Below are 21,146 nucleotides of genomic sequence, written 5' to 3'. Positions count from 1 at the left end.
ATGGAGGCAGGTATGTCGTGGATAAAAAAGAACGCGCTTTGGTGTGCGTTAGGTGGCGCTGTCGTAATGGCCATTGTTATTTGGGGAACATGGCAAGGAGTCCATTACACCAGCACTACGGAGTTTTGTTTATCGTGCCACTCGATGCGCACACCTGGAGAGGAGTATAAAACCAGCGTGCATTTTCGTAATGCCTCTGGCGTACGAGCGGAGTGTAAGGATTGCCACATTCCCCCGGGAGTCGTCCCGACGTTGATGCGTAAAACCGAAGCCCTAAACGATCTCTATCACACCTTTATCTCACCCTCTATCGATACCCCGGAAAAATTCAATGCTAAACGGGCTGAGCTCGCCCAGCGAGAGTGGGCGCGGATGAGCGCCAACAACTCGGCAGCCTGTAAATCGTGTCACAGCTATGAAGCAATGGATCATGGAAAACAATCCGCCAATGCCGCGGCACAGATGACGGCGGCAGCGGCGAAGGACAGCAACTGCATTGATTGCCACAAAGGGATCGCGCACCACAAACCGGACATGAGCAGTGGTTTTCGCGATCGCTACAAGCAGCTACAACAGCAGGGAGAAAAACTGTCAACTGCGACGACGCTGTTTTCGTTAAGCGAAAAAACACTGACAGCCACGGCAGGGGCACCAGCAGGGAAAGCGCTGTTATTTCCGGCGACCCAGGTCAAGGTGCTGCAAAAAGAGGGAGGCAACGTCCAGTTGGAAGTGACGGGCTGGCGTGAAAGCAAGGGGCGTGGGCGGGTGATCACCCAGTATATGGGTAAACGCGTATTCTCCGCGGTTCTGGATGCTTCACTGATGGAAAACGTGACAGTCCTGCAAACCCAGACTGACCCAGGTTCGCATCAGGAATGGCAGCAGGTGAGCGTGACCGCATGGACCTCCGCGCAGGGACTCATCGATAGCATTACTCCGGTATGGGAGTACTCAGATCAGATGCTGCAATCGACGTGTAGCGCCTGTCACAGCACGCCGCCGGCTACCCGATACACCGCCAATGGCTGGATTGCCGGACTGAAAGCGATGTCGACGTATTATCGACTCAATCCGGTGGAAGAACGTACGTTGTTGAAATACCTCCAGACACACGCCAGCGATGTGTCTGAACCCAACAAATAATAAGGATAAGATATGGATATTCATGACTTTAATCCGTCCCGCCGTCGTTTTCTGACCGGAATGCTGGCGGTTGGCGCAGCCAGTGTGCTGGCGCCTAATCCGCTGATATCAAAAGTATGGGCGGCGGGGGAAAACCCCGAACAATGGATCCAGTCCGGCTCACATTATGGTGCTTTTGAAGCCAAAGTGGTTAACGGCGAGTGGACGGAAACGCGTCCGTTCAAACATGACAAACACCCGTGCGATATGCTCAATGCGGTACGTGAAATCGTCTACAACCCTTCACGGGTTCGCTATCCGATGGTTCGACTGGACTGGTTACGCAAGCGTGAGAAGTCGGATCGTAGCCAGCGGGGAGATAATCGTTTTGTGCGGGTTAGCTGGGATCAGGCGCTGGACCTGTTTTATGAAGAGCTTGAGCGGGTGCAAAAAACCTACGGTTCATCCGGCGTCTTTACCGGGCTGGCGGATTGGCAAATGGTGGGCAAATACCACAAGGCTGGCGGTGCAATGGACAGAGGGCTCGGCCTGCATGGTAGCTATGTGACGACCGTAGGCGACTATTCAGCGGCTGCAGCCCAGGTGATTTTGCCGCATGTTATTGGTTCGCTTGAAGTCTATGAACAGCAAACCTCGCTGCCGCTGGTTATCGAGAACAGCAATACCATCGTACTGTGGGGCTGTGATCCCATTAAGAACTTGCAGATTGAATTTTTGGTTCCCGATCACGATGCGTTTGGCTACTGGCAGCAGATCAAAGAGGCCGTCGCCCAGGGCAAAATGCGCGTCATCAGCGTTGATCCGGTGCGCAGCAAATCGCAAAATTTTCTGGGGTGTGAACAGCTGGCGTTACGACCACAGACCGATGTTGCGTTACTGCTGGCGCTCGCACATACCCTGCATGAAGAAAAACTGTACGACACGGCATTCATTAACGACTACACCGTCGGCTTCGAGCAGTTTTTACCCTACCTGATGGGAGAAACAGACAAACAACCGAAAAGCGCCGAGTGGGCTGCTGAAATCTGTGGGCTGACAGCGGATCAGATCCGTGACTTTGCCCGGCTGCTGGTGAAAGGTCGGACGCAGTTTATGGGCGGCTGGTGCGTACAGCGTATGCACCACGGCGAACAGTATCCCTGGATGCTGGTGGTGCTGGCCAGTATGGTTGGTCAAATTGGCTTACCGGGCGGCGGTGTGGGGTTCGGCTGGCACTACAACGGCGGAGGGACGGTGACGTCAGCCGGGCCGGTACTTTCTGGTCTGGGGAGCATTAACAATCCGCCAGAGGCGAAGTATAAACCAGATTTTCGCGGCGTATCCGAGCATATTCCTACCTCACGTATTGTTGATTGCCTGCTGGAGCCGGGCAAAAAGATTGCGTTTAACGGTGAGACGTTAATCTACCCTGACATCAAAATGGCGATCTTCAGCGCGGCTAACCCGTTCCACGCCCAGCAGGATCGCAACCGGATGATCGAGGCGTGGAAGAAACTGGAGACCGTGGTGGTGTTAGATCACCAATGGACCGCATCCTGTCGTTTTGCCGATATCGTCCTGCCTGTTACCACACGCTTTGAACGTAACGATATTGAGCAGTTTGGCACCCATTCGAATAAGGGACTGATGGCGCTGCATCAGGTCGTCAAACCGCAATATGAAGCGCGGCATGATTTCGACGTGTTTGCCGGACTCTGTAAACGTTTTGACAAGGAGTCGGTATACCGGGAAAACCGCGATGAAATGCAGTGGGTACAAGCGCTTTATGACGAAGGGGTCAAAATGGGGGCCTCGCTCGGTGTTACGTTGCCAGACTTTGACACGTTCTGGAAAGGTGAAGGGTATGTTGAATATCCCGCGGGACAACCGTGGGTGCGTCATGGCGAATTTCGCGATCAGCCCGATCTTAATCCCCTGGGCACACCATCAGGTCTGATTGAAATTTACAGCAAAACGATTGCCGGTTTTCAGTATGACGATTGCCCTGGACATCCGGTGTGGATGGAGCCGTTTGAACGTAGCCATCAGAGTAGGAAAGATAAATATCCACTGCACCTGCAATCCTGTCATCCGGATAAACGCCTGCACTCCCAGTTGTGCTCAAGTGATGCGTTTCGCAGCACGTATGCGGTAGCGGGAAGAGAACCGCTTTACATCAGCGAGCAAGATGCTGCCGCGCGGGGGTTAAAAGCCGGGGATATTGCGCGGGTCTTTAACGCGCGCGGTCAGGTGCTGGCGGGGGTGGTGATTAGCCCTGATTTTACCCCTGGCGTGATCCGCATTCATGAAGGGGCATGGTATTCCCCACAGGAAGGTGGGAAAGCCGGGACGCTATGTACCTATGGCGATCCTAATGTCCTGAGCGCGGATATTGGTACGTCTCAACTGGCGCAAGGGCCTTCAGCGCATACCGTGCTGGTGGATGTCGAGCGCTATCAGCAACATGTTCCACCGGTCACGGGATTTGGTGGGCCGGAGATAGTGAAAGAGGAGGGGGACAATGCAGCATAGCCTTATTTTCCAGCAACGTGCCGCGGTCTATCAGTGGTTTTCACAATTGCTGTTTCGTGAGCTGGACCAGAAACAACTCGCTCGTCTTGAAAGCGAGGATACCCGACAGTGGCTTGCGTCGCTGGCGGGTATCCCTGGGCTTTCGCTGGATGTCAAAAAACTGGAGCGTAGCCTGACGCAGGCTCTGCGTCGTGAAAGCCGACAACTGGAGCTGGCCGCAGATTTTGCAACGTTATTTCTGCTGGCGCCGCCTGGCGGTGTTTCCCCGTATGCGGGACATTATCCGCACACAACGGCGGCCGAAGAACGTCGACAAATGAATGTACTGTTGGTTGAACACGGGCTGGCTGCGCAGGAAAATGAGCCCTCCGATCATATCGCTATACAGCTGGCTTTGATGGCGAGGATGGCAGCCAAAGAGGAAACGCTATCTGCACAATATTACTTTTTACATCATCATATTATGTGTTGGGCACCCTTGTTTCGTGATAGCTGCCTGCAGCGTGATGAGAAGGGATTTTATGCGCGGGCGGTTAGCGTCATTGTGGGTTTTATACGGGAAGATGAGCAGTATCTGGAATCATTGTTGATGGATGATTTTTACCTCAGCAGTCAGCGCTGAAAATGACAAAGGGACAGCCTGCGCTGTCCCTTATACGTCAATGTGCGGCAGAAAATTAGTCTGCACGGCCCATATAGCGGCGTTCTTCGATATGAATACGGATTTTCTCACCCGCACTCAGATACTCAGGAATCTGGATCACCAGACCGGTGCTCAGGGTTGCTGGCTTGTTACGTGCACTCGCTGAAGCACCTTTAATACCCGGTGAGGTTTCAACGATTTCCAGGTCTACGGTCTGTGGCAGTTCAAGCGCCAGCAGCTGGCCGTCCCAGGTCAGTACCTGCATGTCTGGCATTCCGCCTTCCGGGATGAACAGCAGCTCTTCTTCAATCTGGTCTTTGGTGAAGGTATACGGGGTATAGTCTTCTTTATCCATAAAGACATATTCGTTGCCATCAACGTAGGAGAAATCAACCCCGCGGCGGCTTAGGGTGACGGTATCCACGATATCGTCACCTTTGAAGCGCTCTTCAACTTTCAGACCGGTACGCACATCAGAAAAACGCATTTTGTACAGCGTAGCTGCACCACGTGCGGACGGTGATTGAATATCGATATCTTTTACAATCAGCAGCTTGCCGTTGTAGTTCAGTACCATACCTTTTTTAATTTCGTTCGCTCTTGGCATCGAAAAAATCCTGTAGTGAGGAGTGTCTAAAATATCGCGTAAAACTACTCGCGCCGGGGCATTCAGGCAAGCGGAATTCATGCTTTTGCTGGTGCCAAAAAGGTGGTACTGTGCGCTTCCCGCACAATCCGATGGTTTACGATAAAGAGAGTACTGTATGGAATGCCGTCCGGATTGTGGTGCATGCTGCACCGCGCCTTCAATCTCCAGTCCCATCCCTGGCATGCCTGATGGCAAACCTGCTAATACGCCATGCGTTCAGCTGGATGAATCCCTGCGTTGCAAAATTTTTGCGTCTCCGTTGCGACCAAAAGTGTGCGGCGGTTTACAGCCCAGTGCGGAAATGTGCGGACAGACGACGCACCAGGCCATGATTTATCTCATCGAGCTTGAAGTGCTGACCGCGCCTTAAACGTCCTTGATGCGCGCCAGGCACACAACCGTCGCGACGATCATCACCAGCGCAAACCAGAACACCGCGTGATAGTTCCAGATTTCAGCGGCAATCCCCGCCAGTGAGCCGGCAATAATCCAGCCGACGCGGATGGTATTGGTGTACAACGTTGTGGCTGATCCCGCCTGCCCCGGCATTAAATCCTGAAAATAAAGCATGCCAATCCCGCCGAGGATGCCGATGTAAATCGCGTTCAGCAACTGTAAGCCGAGCAAAACAGCCGGTGAATGTGCCAACAGCATGCCTGCATAAAAAAAGAACCCGGCGATGGCGGCGATTCTCATCAACAGACGTTTGCCCAGACGTTTGGCAAAATATCCCGCAATCAGCATGGTTGGGATTTCCAGTCCTGCTGCGGTGCCCATCATGATACCGGCGAGTTTTTCAGGCAGATGCAGTTCGTTGATGATAAACAGCGGCATATTAATGATATAGAGGCTGTTGGTGCCCCACATTAATGTGCAGATAGCAAAAAGCAGCAGCGTATCACGACGATTACGGCGTGGAGCTTCAACCACCCCTGTTGCGAGAGGTACGCTTTTGTTCATTGACGGTAAGAAAAACCAGACCATCACGCCGCAGACAATAAATGCCACCGCGGCGCTGAGATACATCACCGTAAAGCTGAACCCCATGGCCAGCGCGTAGGCCAATGGTGGGCCGATCACCCAGGCCAGTGAAACCTGAGCACGTAAAATCGAGCTGAACATAACGGCTTCCCGGCCCGTGCGATCGGCATGTTCACGAGCAAGCGCAAACATTTGCGGGTTAGCGGTGGAGCCAAAGCTACTGAGAAATACGCCGACAAACAGCAAAATAAAATAGTTACGGTTCCAGGCAAACAACACGCAGGCCAGCATACCCAGCACACAGCAAAAAACGATCAGGTTTTTACGATCGCCTTTTTTGTCAGAGCGTCCGGCCAGAAACTGGCTTACCAAAATGCCGATGACGGCGCTACCGGTAAAAAAGAAACCTACCATTCCCGGACGTGCATGGACCTCATCGGTCAGAAAAAGGCTGAGCGTGGGCGTCTGTAATGCCCCAGCGATGCCCGTGAGAAAAGCGACAAGCAGGAACGCCGAAGACGTTAAATCAAACGCCTTGGGTGTGGCGGCTACGGGGGTGTTATGCATGTTTAGCTATCAGTGGAGTGAAGAGAGGCGGAGTTTACGCTGCTCGCCAGAAAATAAACAGGGCACTAAATCAAAATCGGTATGGAAAATCAAAATGTCATTTCAGTCTGAGAAGTCCACATGCTGACGGTGCTGAAGTTGAATAGCTGAACACGTTTTTGCGTCAGCTTGTTTCAAAGAAACGAAGAGAAAATGTGCGGTACATCTAAATTCAGCAAGTTAATTGTTAACTTTACTTGCGTGCTGAAGCAGAAAGATCCAGACTCCTTGAAACGTTTCAGCGTCATCTTACCTTAACTGATGGAGTCGGGTGACGCCTTTTTTCTCATGTTAGCTGAATCGTTTCAATTCAGCAGGAGAGGAGAATCATGTTCCAGTTATCTGTTCAGGATATTCACCCGGGCGAACAGGCCGGGAACAAAGAAGAGGCTATTCGCCAGGTTGCCGCAGCCCTTGTGCAAGCGGGCAACGTTGCGGACGGCTATGTCAATGGCATGCTGGCGCGCGAACAACAAACATCGACGTTTCTCGGCAATGGTATTGCCATTCCTCACGGTACGACAGACACACGCGATCAGGTGCTGAAAACCGGGGTGCAGGTGTTTCAGTTTCCGCAGGGTGTGACGTGGGGCGAAGGTCAGATTGCGTATGTGGCTATCGGCATTGCGGCCAGCTCAGATGAGCACCTTGGGTTGTTGCGTCAGCTGACTCATGTATTGAGTGATGACTCGGTTGCGGAACAGCTGAAATCAGCCACCACGGCAGAAGAATTACGCGCATTGCTGATGGGCGAAAAGCAGAGCGAGCAACTGAAGCTTGATAACGAAACGCTGTCGTTGGACGTCGTCGCCAATTCGCTGGTGACGCTGCAGGCGCTGAACGCCGCGCGTCTGAAAGAAGCCGGTGCAGTAGATGCCACCTTTGTGGCCAGAACGATTAACGAGCAACCAATGAATCTTGGTCAGGGCATCTGGCTGAATGACTGTGCTGAAGGCAATGTGCGCAGCGCCGTCGCGGTCAGTCGTGCGGCAACCGCATTTGAGGTGCAGGGCGAAGCCGCTGCGCTGCTGGTGACTGTCGCGATGAATGATGACCAGCCCGTTGCGGTGTTGAAGCGTCTGGGCGATCTGTTGCTGAGCAATAAAGCTGACCGTTTGCTGAAGGCGGATGCTGCAACGGTGTTAGCGATGCTGACCAGCGATGATGCATTAACTGATGATGTACTGAGTGCCGAGTTTGTAGTGCGTAATGAGCATGGTTTACACGCCCGTCCGGGCACCATGCTGGTGAATACGATTAAACAATTTAATAGTGAAATAACCGTGACAAATCTTGATGGAACCGGAAAACCGGCAAATGGACGCAGTTTGATGAAAGTTGTGGCATTGGGCGTGAAAAAAGGACACCACCTGCGCTTCACCGCACAGGGTGAAGATGCTGAACAGGCGCTAAAAGCCATTGGCGATGCCATCGCGGCAGGCCTTGGGGAGGGCGCATAATGAGCAGACGTGTTGCAACTATCACCCTGAACCCGGCTTACGATCTGGTCGGTTTTTGCCCGGAAATTGAACGCGGTGAAGTCAATCTGGTGAAAACGACCGGTCTGCATGCGGCGGGAAAAGGGATTAACGTCGCAAAAGTACTTAAGGACCTGGGGATTGACGTGACGGTCGGCGGCTTTCTGGGTAAGGACAACCAGGATGGTTTTCAGCAATTGTTCAGTGAACTGGGCATCGCTAACCGTTTTCAGGTGGTGCAGGGGCGTACCCGAATTAACGTCAAGCTGACTGAAAAAGATGGTGAAGTTTCTGACTTCAATTTCTCCGGCTTTGAAGTCACCCCGGCTGACTGGGAACGCTTTGTGAATGACTCACTAAGCTGGCTGGGGCAATTCGATATGGTGTGCGTCAGCGGCAGCTTGCCGACCGGCGTGAGCCCTGAAGCATTCACTGACTGGATGACGCGCCTGCGCAGCCAGTGTCCATGCATTATCTTTGATAGTAGTCGTGAAGCGCTGGTCGCTGGCCTGAAGGCAGCTCCGTGGCTGGTGAAACCAAACCGTCGTGAGCTGGAAATCTGGGCTGGCCGTAAGCTGCCAGAAATGAAAGATGTTATCGATGCGGCACATGCTCTGCGTGAGCAAGGCATTGCGCACGTGGTGATTTCACTCGGTGCGGAAGGCGCGTTGTGGGTCAACGCTTCGGGTGAATGGATTGCTAAGCCACCGTCAGTTGAGGTGGTCAGCACTGTAGGTGCGGGTGATTCGATGGTTGGCGGTCTGATTTATGGCTTGCTGATGCGTGAATCCAGCGAACATACCCTGCGTCTGGCGACGGCAGTTGCCGCCCTGGCGGTAAGCCAAAGTAATGTGGGTATTACCGATCGTCCTCAGTTGGCCGCAATGATGGCGCGTGTCGACTTAAAACCGTTTAACTGACAGCAGGAGAGGCATAATGAAAACGCTGCTGATTATTGACGCTAATCTCGGCCAGGCTCGCGCCTATATGGCGAAAACCCTGCTTGGAGCGGCGGCACAGAAAGCGCATCTGGAGATCATCGACAATCCAAATGATGCAGAGCTGGCGATTGTCCTGGGCGATAAGCTGCCTGTCGACAATTCGCTGAACGGCAAAAAAGTCTGGCTGGGTGACATCGGTCGTGCGGTTGCGCATCCCGAGCTTTTTCTCAGTGAAGCAAAAGGTCATGCGCAGCCATATAGTGCGCCGGTTGTGGCAACGCCAGCGGCAAGCAATGGTCCAAAACGTGTGGTGGCAGTGACAGCCTGTCCGACAGGCGTCGCACATACGTTTATGGCTGCTGAAGCTATCGAAACCGAAGCGAAAAAACGCGGCTGGTGGGTGAAAGTGGAAACCCGCGGCTCAGTAGGGGCAGGTAATGCCATTACGCCGGAAGAGGTTGCCGAGGCCGATCTGGTGATTGTGGCGGCTGATATTGAGGTTGATCTGGCGAAATTTGCTGGAAAACCGATGTATCGCACGTCTACGGGCCTGGCGCTGAAGAAAACGAAGCAGGAACTGGATAAAGCGCTGGATGAAGCGACCCCGTATCAGCCAGCCGGGAAAAATCAGACTGCGGCCACCGAAGGAAAAAAAGAGGGCGCGGGCGCGTATCGTCACCTGCTGACCGGTGTGTCTTACATGCTGCCGATGGTGGTTGCGGGCGGTCTGTGTATTGCGCTGTCATTCGCCTTTGGTATTGAAGCATTCAAAGAGCAGGGAACGCTTGCGGCAGCACTGATGCAGATTGGTGGGGGCTCAGCCTTCGCACTGATGGTGCCCGTTCTGGCAGGTTACATTGCATTTTCTATCGCTGACCGCCCTGGTCTGACGCCGGGTCTTATTGGCGGTATGCTGGCGGTAAGCACCGGTTCTGGCTTTATCGGTGGGATTATCGCCGGTTTCCTTGCCGGTTATGTGGCGAAGCTCATCAGCACGAAGCTGAAACTCCCACAGAGTATGGAAGCGCTGAAACCGATTCTGATTATTCCGCTGCTTTCGAGCCTGGTCGTTGGTCTGGCAATGATTTACCTGATTGGTAAACCGGTTGCGGGCATTCTGGAAGGCCTGACTCACTGGCTGCAAACCATGGGGACGGCGAATGCGGTTCTGCTTGGCGCTATTCTTGGCGGCATGATGTGTACCGACATGGGCGGTCCGGTGAACAAAGCGGCCTACGCGTTTGGGGTGGGGCTGCTGAGTACGCAAACTTATGCACCGATGGCAGCCATTATGGCGGCAGGTATGGTGCCACCGTTGGCGCTGGGTCTGGCAACGCTGGTTGCGCGTCGCAAGTTCGACAAAGCACAACAGGAAGGTGGCAAAGCGGCGCTGGTTCTGGGTTTATGCTTTATCACCGAAGGGGCAATTCCGTTCGCGGCACGCGATCCGATGCGTGTTCTGCCATGCTGTATCGTCGGTGGCGCGGTGACGGGAGCAATCTCAATGGCTGTGGGTGCGAAGTTGATGGCGCCACACGGCGGACTATTTGTACTGCTGATCCCAGGAGCCATTACCCCTGTACTGGGTTACCTGTTGGCGATTGTTGCTGGTACGCTGGTGGCCGGTCTCTCCTACGCGGTGCTGAAGCGCCCGGAAGTGGACGCTGTCGCGAAAGTAGCCTAACTCTTCTTTACTTCCCTGGGCAGAGATTTCTCTGCCCTTTTTTATTCTTTGATCCCGGCAGTTGCGGCACCGCCACAATAATCCATCCTGTCTTAACCAAATTCGATAAAGTGCCCTTAAATCAAACTCGTCACGGAAATCGAATATGAAAAAAACGCACATTTTTGCCTCTCTGTCACTCGCTACGCTGTTGCTTACGGGGTGCTCAACCACTTGGGTGATGACAACAACATCAGGGGCAACGATAGAGACGCAAGGCAAGCCTGAGCAGGATTCCGGGACTGGACTGACAAAATATGCTGACACCTATGGCTATCACCGCGTGATTAAAAGCAGCGATGTGAAGCAAATAGATAAAGGTAAGACGGTATTGCTATGGTGAGTCAGGTCAGGTAAGTCGCGAAGTATTCAGGAGGCGATATCGCTTTCGGCCCCCTGAATAAAACGGGTCAGGCAATCATTGGCGCGATGATAAAACCAAAGGCAACGCCCGCGATGATCCCACCCAGTCCTGGCAACATAAACGGATGGTTTAAGACATATTTGCCCACGCGCGTTGTCCCGGTGGTGTCGAACTCCATTGCCGCCAGTGAAGTGGGGTATGTGGGTAGAACAAACACACCTGTCACTGCCACGTAGGAAGCCAGAATGGCCCAGGTGGGTACGCCGAGCGCGACGGCAAGCGGGATAATCAGCGGCGTGGTGGCTCCCTGCGAATAGAGCAGCGCGCAGGTCCCAAACAGTACCAGAGCCAACAGCATCGGGTAGGCCTGTAGAATATTACCCGCGATGTCTTTAATTTCCGCTAAGTGTGCGTCAATGAATGTGGTTCCCAGTGTAACAATGCCGAGAATGACGGCCAGCGAACTCATACCTGCTCGAAAAGTGGATGTCAGTACAATGGCATCTGTCGATGTTTTGCACAGTACGACCATCAGACAAGCGGCAGATAACATGCAGATAATGATGATATCCCGGGTATTCATTGGGTTACCTGCATCGAATCCAGGACGTAGTTGAGGACATGCTGCAAGAATAACGATGACGACCGTTGCCAGCATAAACAGGGCAACGGAAAGCACGGCACCCGGCGTCGTGCTACTCTGGCTTTCATATTTACGGACCAGACCTTTTTGCAGGCGTTGCAGATACACTTCATCATCCTGTAGTTCGCACCCCTGGCGTGAAGCGATTAATGCCGCCACCATTGCGGCAACGAACGAGGCCGGCAGGCATACTGCCATGACCTGTATAAAGCTGACGCCGTTTCCCTCCATGATGGTCAACATTGCGGCCATTGCAGCGCTGATCGGCGAGCCGGATATTGCCACCTGGGAGGCGACGACGGATCCTGCGAGCGTGCGTGAGGGGCGGATACCGGACTCTTTTGCTACTTCGGCAATGACCGGTAGGGTAGAGAAGACAATAAATCCGGTCCCCGCCATAATGGTCATCGACCAGGTAATAATGGGCGCAATAACATTGATATATTTAGGGTTACGCCGCATAAAATTCCCGGCAACGCGTACCAGATAATCCATACCACCCGCGGCCTGTAGTGCTGAGGCAGCCACTACCACCGTCATAATAATGAGAATCACGTCAACGGGTGGCGAACCAATTTGCAACCCAAATCCCAGTGTTAAAATAGCCAGCCCCAGCCCGCCACATAAACCAATACCAATACCGCCGAAGCGGATACCAAAAAATATTGCGCCCAACACTACGATAATTTCCAGCCAAATCATAATGGCCTCCGCCAGAGAATAATTCGTTATTAAAATGGGTGTTTATTTAATTCAATAATTAGCCAGGCATAGATTTTCATTGCACCAAAAGATGATCTTTACCAACGCGTTTCTCGTACCATTTAATACCGGCGCGAACCAACGAACCGGTTGAATCAATATATTTTTCAGGTGCCGTTTTGACAGCCTCAGCAAGGATGACGGGAACTTCAGTACATCCCAGTACGATAACTTGTGCGCCGCGAGAGAAGAGTGCTTGAGCCTGTTCATTCATCAGCGTTTGCGCCCGCTTAACATCACCGGCTTTTAAGCAATAGATACTTTCCATCACTTTTTCCTGACTGGCAGAGTCAGGACTGATGCAGGTTAACCCAAGAGATTCAATGCCTTTTTGATAGAGACCCATATACAACGTGGCGTTGGTGGCGAGTAGTCCAATACGTGATTTTCCACAGTTCCTGACCTCGCTGATGGTCGTTTCAACGATACTGAGCAGCTCTGTGTGACAGCACTCTTTTAATTCATTAAACCAAAAGTGGGCGGTATTACAGGGGATGACAATACACTCAGCGCCAGCATCTTCGAGTTTATGCATATAATCGCGCATTGCCGGGAGTGGGGAATTACCATGATGCATTAACGCGTCAGTTCGGTCAGGAATGTCAGGAATAGATGAAATAATTAATGGGATATGTTCCTGGTCACGTTGTGCCGCGGTAAAGGTGACGAATTTATTAAAGAGATCGACGGTTGCCGCTGGCCCCATACCACCCAGTACGCCAATTAAACCTTTCACGATATATACCTCGATTTACCGTTAAATAATATTCAGGCTGTTTTTATCTTGCCCTAATGTTTAACAGCAGAGAGTCGAGAGGAGAAATGCAATAATGTTTGTCTAAATGCAAAAACTGCATGACTGTAGTTTCTTTCGTCCTCCCATGAGGTTCGGAAAGCGTGCGAAACCTGAAGTTTTGCCTGCAGAGAAGGGGGATGACTGAATGGCGAAGCCAACATGTTAATGCCAAAAACGAAGGCTTGATGCAAAAAACGAATCATCGGTGGCTAATCGCCAATATCATCTCTGGAACGCCTCTGGCATGATGTTTTAGGTTAATCACCCTATTTAAACATCCGCGTGACAGGCATGAAAAATATTGAGACAAAATGGTTATATGATTTCCTGACGCTGGAGGCGTGTCGTCATTTTTCCCAGGCGGCTGAGGAACGCAATATATCCCAACCGGCATTTAGCAGGCGGATCAAGGCGCTCGAATCCGCCGTGGGAGTACAGCTTTTTGATCGCACGACGAGTCCACTACAACTCACGGAGGAGGGCAAGCTATTCCATTCGCAAACCCGTAGCCTGCTGCAACAGCTGGAATGCAATCTGGATGAGCTAAGTGGGCACAACCTGCTTGGGGTTCCCAATATTAAAATAGCGGCGGCACATTCTCTGTCGCTGACGATGTTGCCCAGATTAGTGCACTCAATGGCGGCCTGGGGGGAAGAGTTTGTTTATCACGTCGAGGCGATTGATGTGGTGCAAGCGGTGAATACCCTGCGTGAAGGGAAAAGTGATTTTATTATCTCTTTTCGGGATGAAGATTTAATGCAGTCACCCTTCTGCGGTTTGAAGGTTTTTGAGTCTGAGTTGTATCCCGTTTGTGCGGCTGACGCGCAGGGGAAGGCGTTGTTTGATATCTATCAGCCGCAGGTGCCGATTCTGAACTATACCAGTACATCCTACATGGGAAGATTGGTAAACCGTCATCTGGCGGAAGTGGGCGGTATTTCTGCTCGTACACTGTTTATGTCTTCGATGAGTGAGTTATTGAAAAATATGGCATTAGATGGCCATGGTATCGCCTGGCTGCCGGCGTGGACTATCGTAAACGAACTGCGTGACAAGCGGCTGGTTTGTCTGCAGACGCCGGAACTGATGGTGCCTATTCAGGCCTATATTTACCGGATGGATACCCGCTTGAATAAAACGGCTGAGCACTTCTGGCGGATTTTGTACAACCACATGCCGGAGGACCTGGTTTCGCTCAGTTAATACACACCAGTCTGCCTGGCACATCTGAAAAACCTCCGGTTGTCCGGAGGCTTTTTTCTGGTTTGCTCAATTTGTGTTCTGCCTCTCATTTTTTCTCTCCCTTGCAAACTGTATCTATAAAAAATTGTGACTCTGTTCATATCTATTTGTTTTAGATCTTGCGGATGGATTTACTTTACAAAAAACCTGGCTAACATGAACACATGTTTGATAGTGAACATGTGCTCTAATAACCTTTGCTGTAGCAATGGTTATTTTTGACGAACTCATTAGTGGTAATTATATTGCCAGGGGACGTGCTATGCGTGAAAAGGAATACATAGTAACCATTGGCTCGGCCAATATGGATGTCGCCGGGTATTCGCATGCTTCTCTGAATTATGCGGACTCGAATCCAGGGAAAATAAAATTTACGCCAGGCGGCGTGGGACGCAATATCGCTCATAATTTGGCGCTGCTGGGAAAAGATTCATGGTTACTGACTGCTGTTGGTAACGATTTCTATGGACAATCACTGCTGGCGCAAACTAATCAATCTGGCGTTCATGTCGAAAAATGCCTGGTTGTTGCTGGAGAAAATACATCAAGTTATTTGTCGCTGCTTGATAATACCGGTGAGATGCTGGTTGCCATAAATGATATGAGTATTACCGACCACATTTCAGCGGATTTTTTGTCGCAACATCGTGATTTTATTCGTGCAGCAAAAGTCATTGTCGCTGACTGTAATATCAGTGAAGACGCGCTGACATGGGTGTTGGAAAATGCGGGCGAGGTACCGGTGTTTATTGACCCGGTATCGGCATGGAAGTGCGTTAAAATTCGCGAGCAGCTCGGCAAAATCCATACCTTAAAACCTAATCGACTTGAAGCTGAAACCCTGAGTGGGATTGCACTCTCCGGGCGAGAGGATGTTGGCAAAGTTGCCACGTGGTTTCATGAACGCGGCCTAAACCGCCTGGTGCTCAGCATGGGGGGGGACGGTGTTTATTACAGTGATATCTCGGGGAGTAGCGGCTGGTCGCTGCCCATTAAAACTCACGTCATTAATGTCACGGGGGCTGGTGATGCCATGATGGCGGGACTGGCTTCCTGCTGGGTAGACGGTCTGCCCTTTATTGATTCGGTTCGATTTGCGCAGGGTTGCTCATCTATGGCACTGGCCTGTGAATATACCAATAACCCTGATTTGTCTGTTGCGAATGTTAGCTTAATAGTGGAGAACACAGAATGTCTGAACTAACTCTTTCCTCTGAATTATTACAAATATCTCCAGAAGTTCAGGAAGCATTAAACAGTAAAAAACCCATTGTTGCACTTGAATCAACCATTATTTCCCATGGCATGCCATTTCCACAAAATGCGCAAACAGCAATTGAAGTAGAAGAAACTATTCGCAAACATGGTGCTGTGCCTGCAACCATTGCCATTATTGGCGGGGTAATGAAAGTTGGCTTGAGTAAAGACGAAATTGAACTTTTAGGACGTGAAGGGCATAACGTTGCTAAAGTTAGCCGCCGAGATTTACCGTTTGTTGTAGCCGCAGGGAAAAATGGCGCGACTACCGTTGCCTCTACCATGATTATTGCCGCTATGGCGGGAATTAAAGTATTTGCAACCGGGGGGATCGGCGGTGTTCACCGCGGGGCTGAGCATACATTTGATATTTCTGCGGATCTGCAAGAACTGGCTCATACCAATGTCACGGTTATTTGCGCAGGGGCAAAATCTATTCTCGATCTCGGATTAACAACTGAATATTTAGAAACCTTCGGTGTGCCGCTCATTGGTTATCAGACAACATCGCTGCCAGCATTTTTCTGCCGCACCAGCCCGTTTGACGTCAGTATTCGTCTGGACAGCGCAAAAGAAATTGCCCGCGCGATGGCGGTGAAATGGCAAACCGGTCTGAACGGCGGCCTGGTTGTCGCCAATCCAATCCCGGAGCAGTTTGCCATGGCAGAGGAAAAAATTAACGCGGCAATCGATCGGGCCGTGAAGGAAGCTGAAGAACAGGGCGTTGTGGGCAAAGATAGCACGCCGTTCCTGCTGGCGCGGGTTGCGGAACTGACCGGAGGCGACAGTCTGAAATCAAACATTCAGTTGGTGTTCAACAACGCTGTACTGGCTTGCGAGATTGCGAAGGAATACCAACGCCTCGCCTGACCAAATTTTTCGGGCAGAAAGCGGTCGCCCGTGAATATCAAACCTACCAAAACCTGGCGTTAGCGCCGGGTTTCCTGGCATGAAGGGATTTCATTATGGATATAATGAGAAGTGTTGTGGGTATGGTGGTATTACTGGCCATCGCGTTTCTGCTGTCAGTAAATAAAAAACGGATTAGCCTGCGTACCGTTGGCGCTGCGTTGGTTTTGCAAATCGCCATTGGCGGTATCATGTTGTATTTCCCTCCGGGGAAATGGCTGGTTGAACAGGCTGCACTCGGCGTCCACAAGGTCATGTCATATAGCGATGCGGGAAGCGCATTTATTTTCGGCTCGTTGGTCGGTCCTAAAATGGATGTGCTGTTTGACGGTGCCGGTTTTATCTTTGCCTTCCGGGTACTCCCCGCGATCATTTTTGTTACCGCGCTGATAAGCCTGCTTTACTACATTGGCGTAATGGGACTGTTGATCCGTATTCTCGGTGGTATTTTCCAGAAAGCGCTGAACATCAGCAAAATCGAATCATTTGTCGCGGTGACGACGATTTTTCTCGGGCAAAACGAAATTCCGGCAATCGTGAAACCCTTTATTGATCGCCTGAATCGCAATGAGCTGTTTACTGCAATTTGTAGCGGGATGGCATCTATTGCGGGTTCAATGATGATTGGTTATGCCGGAATGGGTGTACCCATCGATTATTTGTTGGCGGCATCATTGATGGCAATCCCTGGCGGTATTTTGTTCGCGCGTATGCTGAGTCCGGCAACGGAAGAGTCTCGCGTTACCTTCGAGAATCTGTCGTTTACTGAGACACCACCGAAAAGCATCATCGAAGCGGCGGCCAGTGGGGCGATGACCGGGCTGAAAATCGCCGCAGGTGTGGCGACAGTAGTCATGGCATTTGTCGCCATTATCGCGCTGATTAACGGCATTATCGGCGGAATTGGTGGTTGGTTTGGTTTTGGTCATGCCACTCTGGAAGGGATCTTTGGCTATGTGTTAGCCCCGCTGGCGTGGATTATGGGCGTGGACTGGAGCGATGCGACGCTGGCAGGTAGCCTGATTGGACAGAAGCTGGCGATCAACGAATTTGTCGCTTATCTCAACTTCTCACCGTATCTGCAAATGGGCGGTGCGCTGGACGTGAAGACCATCGCGATTATCTCGTTTGCTTTGTGTGGTTTTGCAAACTTTGGTTCAATTGGTGTTGTCGTCGGTGCGTTTTCAGCCATTGCGCCACAGCGCGCACCGGAAATCGCGCAACTTGGAATGCGTGCTCTGGCAGCGGCAACGCTTTCTAACCTGATGAGCGCCACAATAGCCGGTTTCTTTATCGGACTGGCATAAAATAAAGTTTGTAGGCCGGATAAGCAGAGCGCCATCCGGCATTATATCTAAGCGGTTTTCAGCAAATACAGGGCATTATCGGCGGAGAGCGTTGGGTTGTTGATACTGACGCTGGCCCGCGATAATGCCGCGCAGGCCATGGCAAACTGCGCGCTTTCACGAAACTCGCTACCTTCCAGAAAGCTGTACAGTAATCCCGCCATAAAAGCGTCATCGGCGCCAAAACTGTCTACCACCGTATGCTCAGGCGGCGTCAATAAAAACTGTTCGCCGTCCTTTTCGCTGCAAAAAACGGATTCGTCTTCCAGACATACAAAGATGCGTTTTACTCCTTGCTGATGAAGGTCGTTGACGGCCTGCATGCGATCCGCATCCGACTGGACAGGCTTACCCCATAAAATGCCCAGCTCTTTCTGCGTGGGTTTGAGCGTATGAATACGTGTAAACCAGGTCTTCATTTTTGCCGCTTTGAACTCTGAAACGGTATCAATAAATACCGGAATGTCATCAGCAATAGTAAATACCCACTCGATGGCTTCAGCAGTCAGGTTGCAATCCGCCAGCACGACGCCGGAATGGCGGATAAGATCCCGTGAACCGTTCAGCAACTGCGGCGTTAGCTGTTGCAGAATGTGGGTATCGTTAATCGCCAGTACGGTCTCTTCCTGCTGATTCGCGATCGACAAATAGGTGGAGGTGTTATGTCCATGCAGACGAATGCAATTGGAAACGTTAACACCAGCCTGACGGGTCTGTTCCAGCAGCGTTTCGCCATAGAAATCGCTACCAACAGCGGAGATTAAATGCACGTCACGGCCCAGCAGCGCCAAATTATGAGCGATATTGCGTCCCACGCCGCCTGCAGAACAGTGGATGCTGCCGGGGTTAGATGCGGCTTGAGGATAGTGGATGTCTGCAATACCCCGGATATCCATGTTGATAGCTCCGACGACGACGCAATAATCTTGTTCGGTAAGGATATAACCTTTACCTTTGATCATTCCTTTGCGCATCAAATCCATAATATGTGCGGCGACGCGCGAACGGCTGATCTGCAAAATATCGGCGATTTCATTCTGCTGAATCAACGGATTACGTCGCAGGATCTTAAGGATCTGCTTTTCCCTGTCGTTCATGATTAGGCCACCGCTTTTTCAGTTTGCTGCGCTTTCAGCCAGGCAATCTCTTCTGCCCAGATATCTGGATTAATGGTTTCCAGTATCAGTGGGATGCCGTCAAAACGGTTGTCCTGCATGATCCAGCGGAATGCATCGTGACCGATATTACCTTCCCCTAAGCTATGGTGACGGTCAACGCGGCTGCCAAATGCGCTCTTGGCATCGTTCAGGTGCATACCGCGTAAATAGTTAAAGCCGACAATACGTTCAAATTCAGCGAATGTCTTTTCACACTCGTCAACGGAACGCAAATCGTAACCGGCCGCGAAGGCGTGGCAGGTGTCGATGCAGACGCCGACACGGGATTTATCCTCGACGCCGTCGATGATTGCCGCCAGATGCTCGAATTTAAAACCAAGATTACTGCCTTGCCCGGCGGTGTTTTCAATGACTGCCGTCACGCCCTGAGTTTGAGCAAGGACAATGTTGATTGATTCGGCAATACGCGCCAGGCATTCATCTTCCGGGATCTGCATTAAGTGGCTGCCCGGGTGAAAGTTAAGCAGGGATAAACCAAGCTGCTCGCAGCGCTGCATTTCATCAAGAAAAGCATCGCGTGATTTTTCCAGCGCGTCGCTGACCGGATGACCGAGGTTTATCAGGTAGCTGTCGTGAGGCAGGATTTGCGCAGAAGTATAGTGATACTTCTCGCAGGCAGATTTGAAATCATCAATGATTTCGGTGGTCAGCGGCGCGGCACGCCACTGACGCTGATTCTTGGTGAACAGGGCGAATGCGGTCGCTTCGATTTCTGCGGCTCGAATAGCGGCGTTAGCCAGACCGCCAGCGGCGCTTACGTGCGCTCCAATATATTTCATAAATTAAACCCGCCATACTCAAAAGGGGAGAGTATAGCGGGTTAATGGGGGGGAGTCGTGCTCGTTTATGCCATCAGCGCGTGGATAGCGAGGTTAATCGCGCCACCGCCCACAATCAGCCAGACAAACAGCACCAGTGCCATCAGCAGAGGTTTTGCACCGGCTTTTTTCAGGGCGCTAACGTGAGTGGTCAGCCCCAGCGCGGCCATCGCCATTGCCAGCAAAATGGTATCCAGCGTTACCAGCATGTTCACTACCGACTGCGGCAGCAGGTGGAACGAGTTAAAAATCGCGACCACAATAAACAGGATGGCAAACCACGGAATAGTGATTTTACTTTTTTCTCCGCTGGCCGCCGGAGACAGTTGTTTAACACGTGCTGCCAGGATGATGAGGAACGGAGCCAGCATCATGACGCGCAGCATTTTAGCAATGACGGCTGCGTTTTCAGCTTCCGGGGTGATTGCATGCCCGGCAGCAACAACCTGTGCGACTTCATGCATCGTGGAGCCAATATAAATCCCGTAGGTTTCCGGGCTAAACCAGTGCGCCAGTAGCGGGTACATTGCCGGGTACAGGAAGATAGCAATGGTCCCGAAGATAACCACGGTAGCAACGGCGACCGTTACCTTACTGGCTTCTGCTTTCACCACCGGCTCGGTGGCTAATACGGCGGCGGCACCACAAATGCTGCTCCCCGCGCCAATCAGCCAACTGGTGTGGCGGTCCAGACCAAACACTTTCTGCCCAAGGAAGCAGGCAATCATAAAGGTGCTGCTGAGCGTTAACACATCAATCACGATACCGCTGACGCCGACGTCAGCAATTTGCGCGAAGGTGAGGCGGAAACCATAAAGGATGATCCCCAGACGCAGTAAATGTTGCTTGGCAAACAGCACGCCACCGTCACAGCTTTTCCAGATTTGTGGATACACGGTGTTGCCGATAACCATCCCGAATAAAATGGCTAAGGTGAGGGCGCTGAACCCGGCACCTGCGACGGCGGGAATGGAACCTCCCCATAAGGCGGCCCCGGTGATAACTGCACTAAGGGCAAGCCCCGGAATAAAATGCCACACTGTACGACGATGATTCTGTAGGGCGAGTTCAGTCATAACCCCTCCTGAACAATTTGAATGATTTCTTGGCAAAAATTGTAAGGTGAAGTGGCTTAAAAAATAAAATTGATTATATA

At 51.6% G+C, this 21,146-nt stretch carries 19 protein-coding genes; 12 read left to right on the top strand and 7 right to left on the bottom strand.

The genetic code is table 11. The features are described 5' to 3' along the window. The first annotated feature begins 12 nt into the window (after window positions 1-12). The 3 genes from torC to torD are packed head-to-tail and all read left to right on the top strand — an operon-like array spanning window position 13 to window position 4,276. Window positions 13-1,143, top strand: a complete 1,131-nt coding sequence (gene torC / locus EHN13_RS16950) for a pentaheme c-type cytochrome TorC (protein ID WP_124021781.1) — start codon at window positions 13-15, stop codon at window positions 1,141-1,143. Between the two features lie 12 nt (window positions 1,144-1,155). Continuing rightward, window positions 1,156-3,654, top strand: coding sequence for a trimethylamine-N-oxide reductase TorA (gene torA / locus EHN13_RS16945; protein ID WP_124021780.1), 2,499 nt, complete (start codon window positions 1,156-1,158; stop codon window positions 3,652-3,654). After that, on the top strand, window positions 3,644-4,276 hold the full coding sequence (torD, locus tag EHN13_RS16940; protein ID WP_048211151.1) for a molecular chaperone TorD: 633 nt from the start codon (window positions 3,644-3,646) through the stop codon (window positions 4,274-4,276). Before torA ends, torD begins: the two co-directional genes overlap by 11 nt. Before the next feature lie 55 nt (window positions 4,277-4,331). Here torD and yeiP read toward each other — a convergent pair whose 3' ends face one another. Next, window positions 4,332-4,904 carry an elongation factor P-like protein YeiP gene (gene yeiP / locus EHN13_RS16935; RefSeq protein WP_124021779.1) on the bottom strand — a complete coding sequence of 191 codons (573 nt, stop codon included), beginning with the start codon at window positions 4,902-4,904 and terminating at the stop codon, window positions 4,332-4,334. A gap of 157 nt (window positions 4,905-5,061) precedes the next feature. On the opposite strand from yeiP, the gene EHN13_RS16930 reads away from it, so the two are divergent. Beyond that, the gene (locus EHN13_RS16930) at window positions 5,062-5,316 is read left to right on the top strand and encodes a YkgJ family cysteine cluster protein (RefSeq protein WP_124021778.1); all 255 of its coding nucleotides are present in this window, start codon (window positions 5,062-5,064) and stop codon (window positions 5,314-5,316) included. Here the strand turns inward: EHN13_RS16930 and setB are convergent. Continuing rightward, window positions 5,313-6,494: a sugar efflux transporter SetB gene (setB, locus tag EHN13_RS16925; protein ID WP_124021777.1), complete on the bottom strand. Its 1,182-nt coding sequence runs from the start codon at window positions 6,492-6,494 to the stop codon at window positions 5,313-5,315. The two genes, EHN13_RS16930 and setB, sit on opposite strands and share 4 nt — an antisense overlap. A gap of 368 nt (window positions 6,495-6,862) precedes the next feature. Here setB and fruB point away from each other — a divergent pair, with 368 nt between their 5' ends. The 4 genes from fruB to EHN13_RS16905 all read left to right on the top strand — a co-directional run bounded on the left by fruB (window position 6,863) and on the right by EHN13_RS16905 (window position 11,018). Then, window positions 6,863-7,993: a fused PTS fructose transporter subunit IIA/HPr protein gene (gene fruB, locus EHN13_RS16920; protein WP_048211153.1), complete on the top strand. Its 1,131-nt coding sequence runs from the start codon at window positions 6,863-6,865 to the stop codon at window positions 7,991-7,993. Further along, complete coding sequence (fruK, locus tag EHN13_RS16915; RefSeq protein ID WP_003027446.1) at window positions 7,993-8,931, top strand: 1-phosphofructokinase; 939 nt, start codon at window positions 7,993-7,995, stop codon at window positions 8,929-8,931. Before fruB ends, fruK begins: the two co-directional genes overlap by 1 nt. A 16-nt stretch (window positions 8,932-8,947) precedes the next feature. Next, complete coding sequence (gene fruA, locus EHN13_RS16910; RefSeq protein WP_048211154.1) at window positions 8,948-10,636, top strand: PTS fructose transporter subunit IIBC; 1,689 nt, start codon at window positions 8,948-8,950, stop codon at window positions 10,634-10,636. 145 nt (window positions 10,637-10,781) lie between these two features. Further along, window positions 10,782-11,018, top strand: a complete 237-nt coding sequence (locus tag EHN13_RS16905; protein WP_048211155.1) for a YgdI/YgdR family lipoprotein — start codon at window positions 10,782-10,784, stop codon at window positions 11,016-11,018. A gap of 67 nt (window positions 11,019-11,085) precedes the next feature. Here the strand turns inward: EHN13_RS16905 and EHN13_RS16900 are convergent, their stop codons facing one another. Both EHN13_RS16900 and cuyB read right to left on the bottom strand, forming a co-directional pair. Beyond that, window positions 11,086-12,384, bottom strand: coding sequence for an anaerobic C4-dicarboxylate transporter (locus EHN13_RS16900; protein WP_101741562.1), 1,299 nt, complete (start codon window positions 12,382-12,384; stop codon window positions 11,086-11,088). Window positions 12,385-12,460: 76 nt separating this feature from the next. Next, window positions 12,461-13,180, bottom strand: a complete 720-nt coding sequence (cuyB, locus tag EHN13_RS16895; RefSeq protein WP_124021776.1) for a cysteate racemase — start codon at window positions 13,178-13,180, stop codon at window positions 12,461-12,463. A 351-nt stretch (window positions 13,181-13,531) separates the two neighbouring features. Here cuyB and hypT point away from each other — a divergent pair, with 351 nt between their 5' ends. From hypT to EHN13_RS16875, 4 genes are all read left to right on the top strand, one after another. Next, complete coding sequence (gene hypT, locus EHN13_RS16890) at window positions 13,532-14,443, top strand: hypochlorite stress DNA-binding transcriptional regulator HypT (protein WP_061068168.1); 912 nt, start codon at window positions 13,532-13,534, stop codon at window positions 14,441-14,443. Window positions 14,444-14,744: 301 nt separating this feature from the next. Next, window positions 14,745-15,686 carry a pseudouridine kinase gene (locus tag EHN13_RS16885; protein WP_124021775.1) on the top strand — a complete coding sequence of 314 codons (942 nt, stop codon included), beginning with the start codon at window positions 14,745-14,747 and terminating at the stop codon, window positions 15,684-15,686. Beyond that, a complete protein-coding gene (locus tag EHN13_RS16880) occupies window positions 15,674-16,609 on the top strand; it encodes a pseudouridine-5'-phosphate glycosidase (protein WP_048211160.1) in 936 nt (311 codons plus the stop codon). The genes EHN13_RS16885 and EHN13_RS16880 overlap by 13 nt, the downstream gene beginning before the upstream one ends. A 95-nt stretch (window positions 16,610-16,704) precedes the next feature. After that, complete coding sequence (locus EHN13_RS16875; protein ID WP_101741565.1) at window positions 16,705-17,955, top strand: NupC/NupG family nucleoside CNT transporter; 1,251 nt, start codon at window positions 16,705-16,707, stop codon at window positions 17,953-17,955. A 47-nt stretch (window positions 17,956-18,002) separates the two neighbouring features. Here the strand turns inward: EHN13_RS16875 and EHN13_RS16870 are convergent, their stop codons facing one another. The 3 genes from EHN13_RS16870 to EHN13_RS16860 all read right to left on the bottom strand — a co-directional run bounded on the left by EHN13_RS16870 (window position 18,003) and on the right by EHN13_RS16860 (window position 21,066). After that, window positions 18,003-19,091: a sugar kinase gene (locus tag EHN13_RS16870; RefSeq protein WP_048211162.1), complete on the bottom strand. Its 1,089-nt coding sequence runs from the start codon at window positions 19,089-19,091 to the stop codon at window positions 18,003-18,005. Window positions 19,092-19,093: 2 nt separating this feature from the next. Beyond that, the gene (nfo, locus tag EHN13_RS16865; protein WP_048211163.1) at window positions 19,094-19,951 is read right to left on the bottom strand and encodes a deoxyribonuclease IV; all 858 of its coding nucleotides are present in this window, start codon (window positions 19,949-19,951) and stop codon (window positions 19,094-19,096) included. A 65-nt stretch (window positions 19,952-20,016) separates the two neighbouring features. Continuing rightward, entirely contained in the window at window positions 20,017-21,066 is a 1,050-nt protein-coding gene (locus EHN13_RS16860; protein ID WP_048211164.1) for a YeiH family protein, read from the bottom strand. Window positions 21,067-21,146: the final 80 nt, after the last annotated feature.

The sequence above is a fragment of the Citrobacter youngae genome (assembly GCF_003818115.1).
GTDB lineage: Bacteria > Pseudomonadota > Gammaproteobacteria > Enterobacterales > Enterobacteriaceae > Citrobacter > Citrobacter youngae.
Note: the sequence above shows the minus strand (reverse complement) of the source record. Positions and strands in the feature narration are given on the sequence as shown.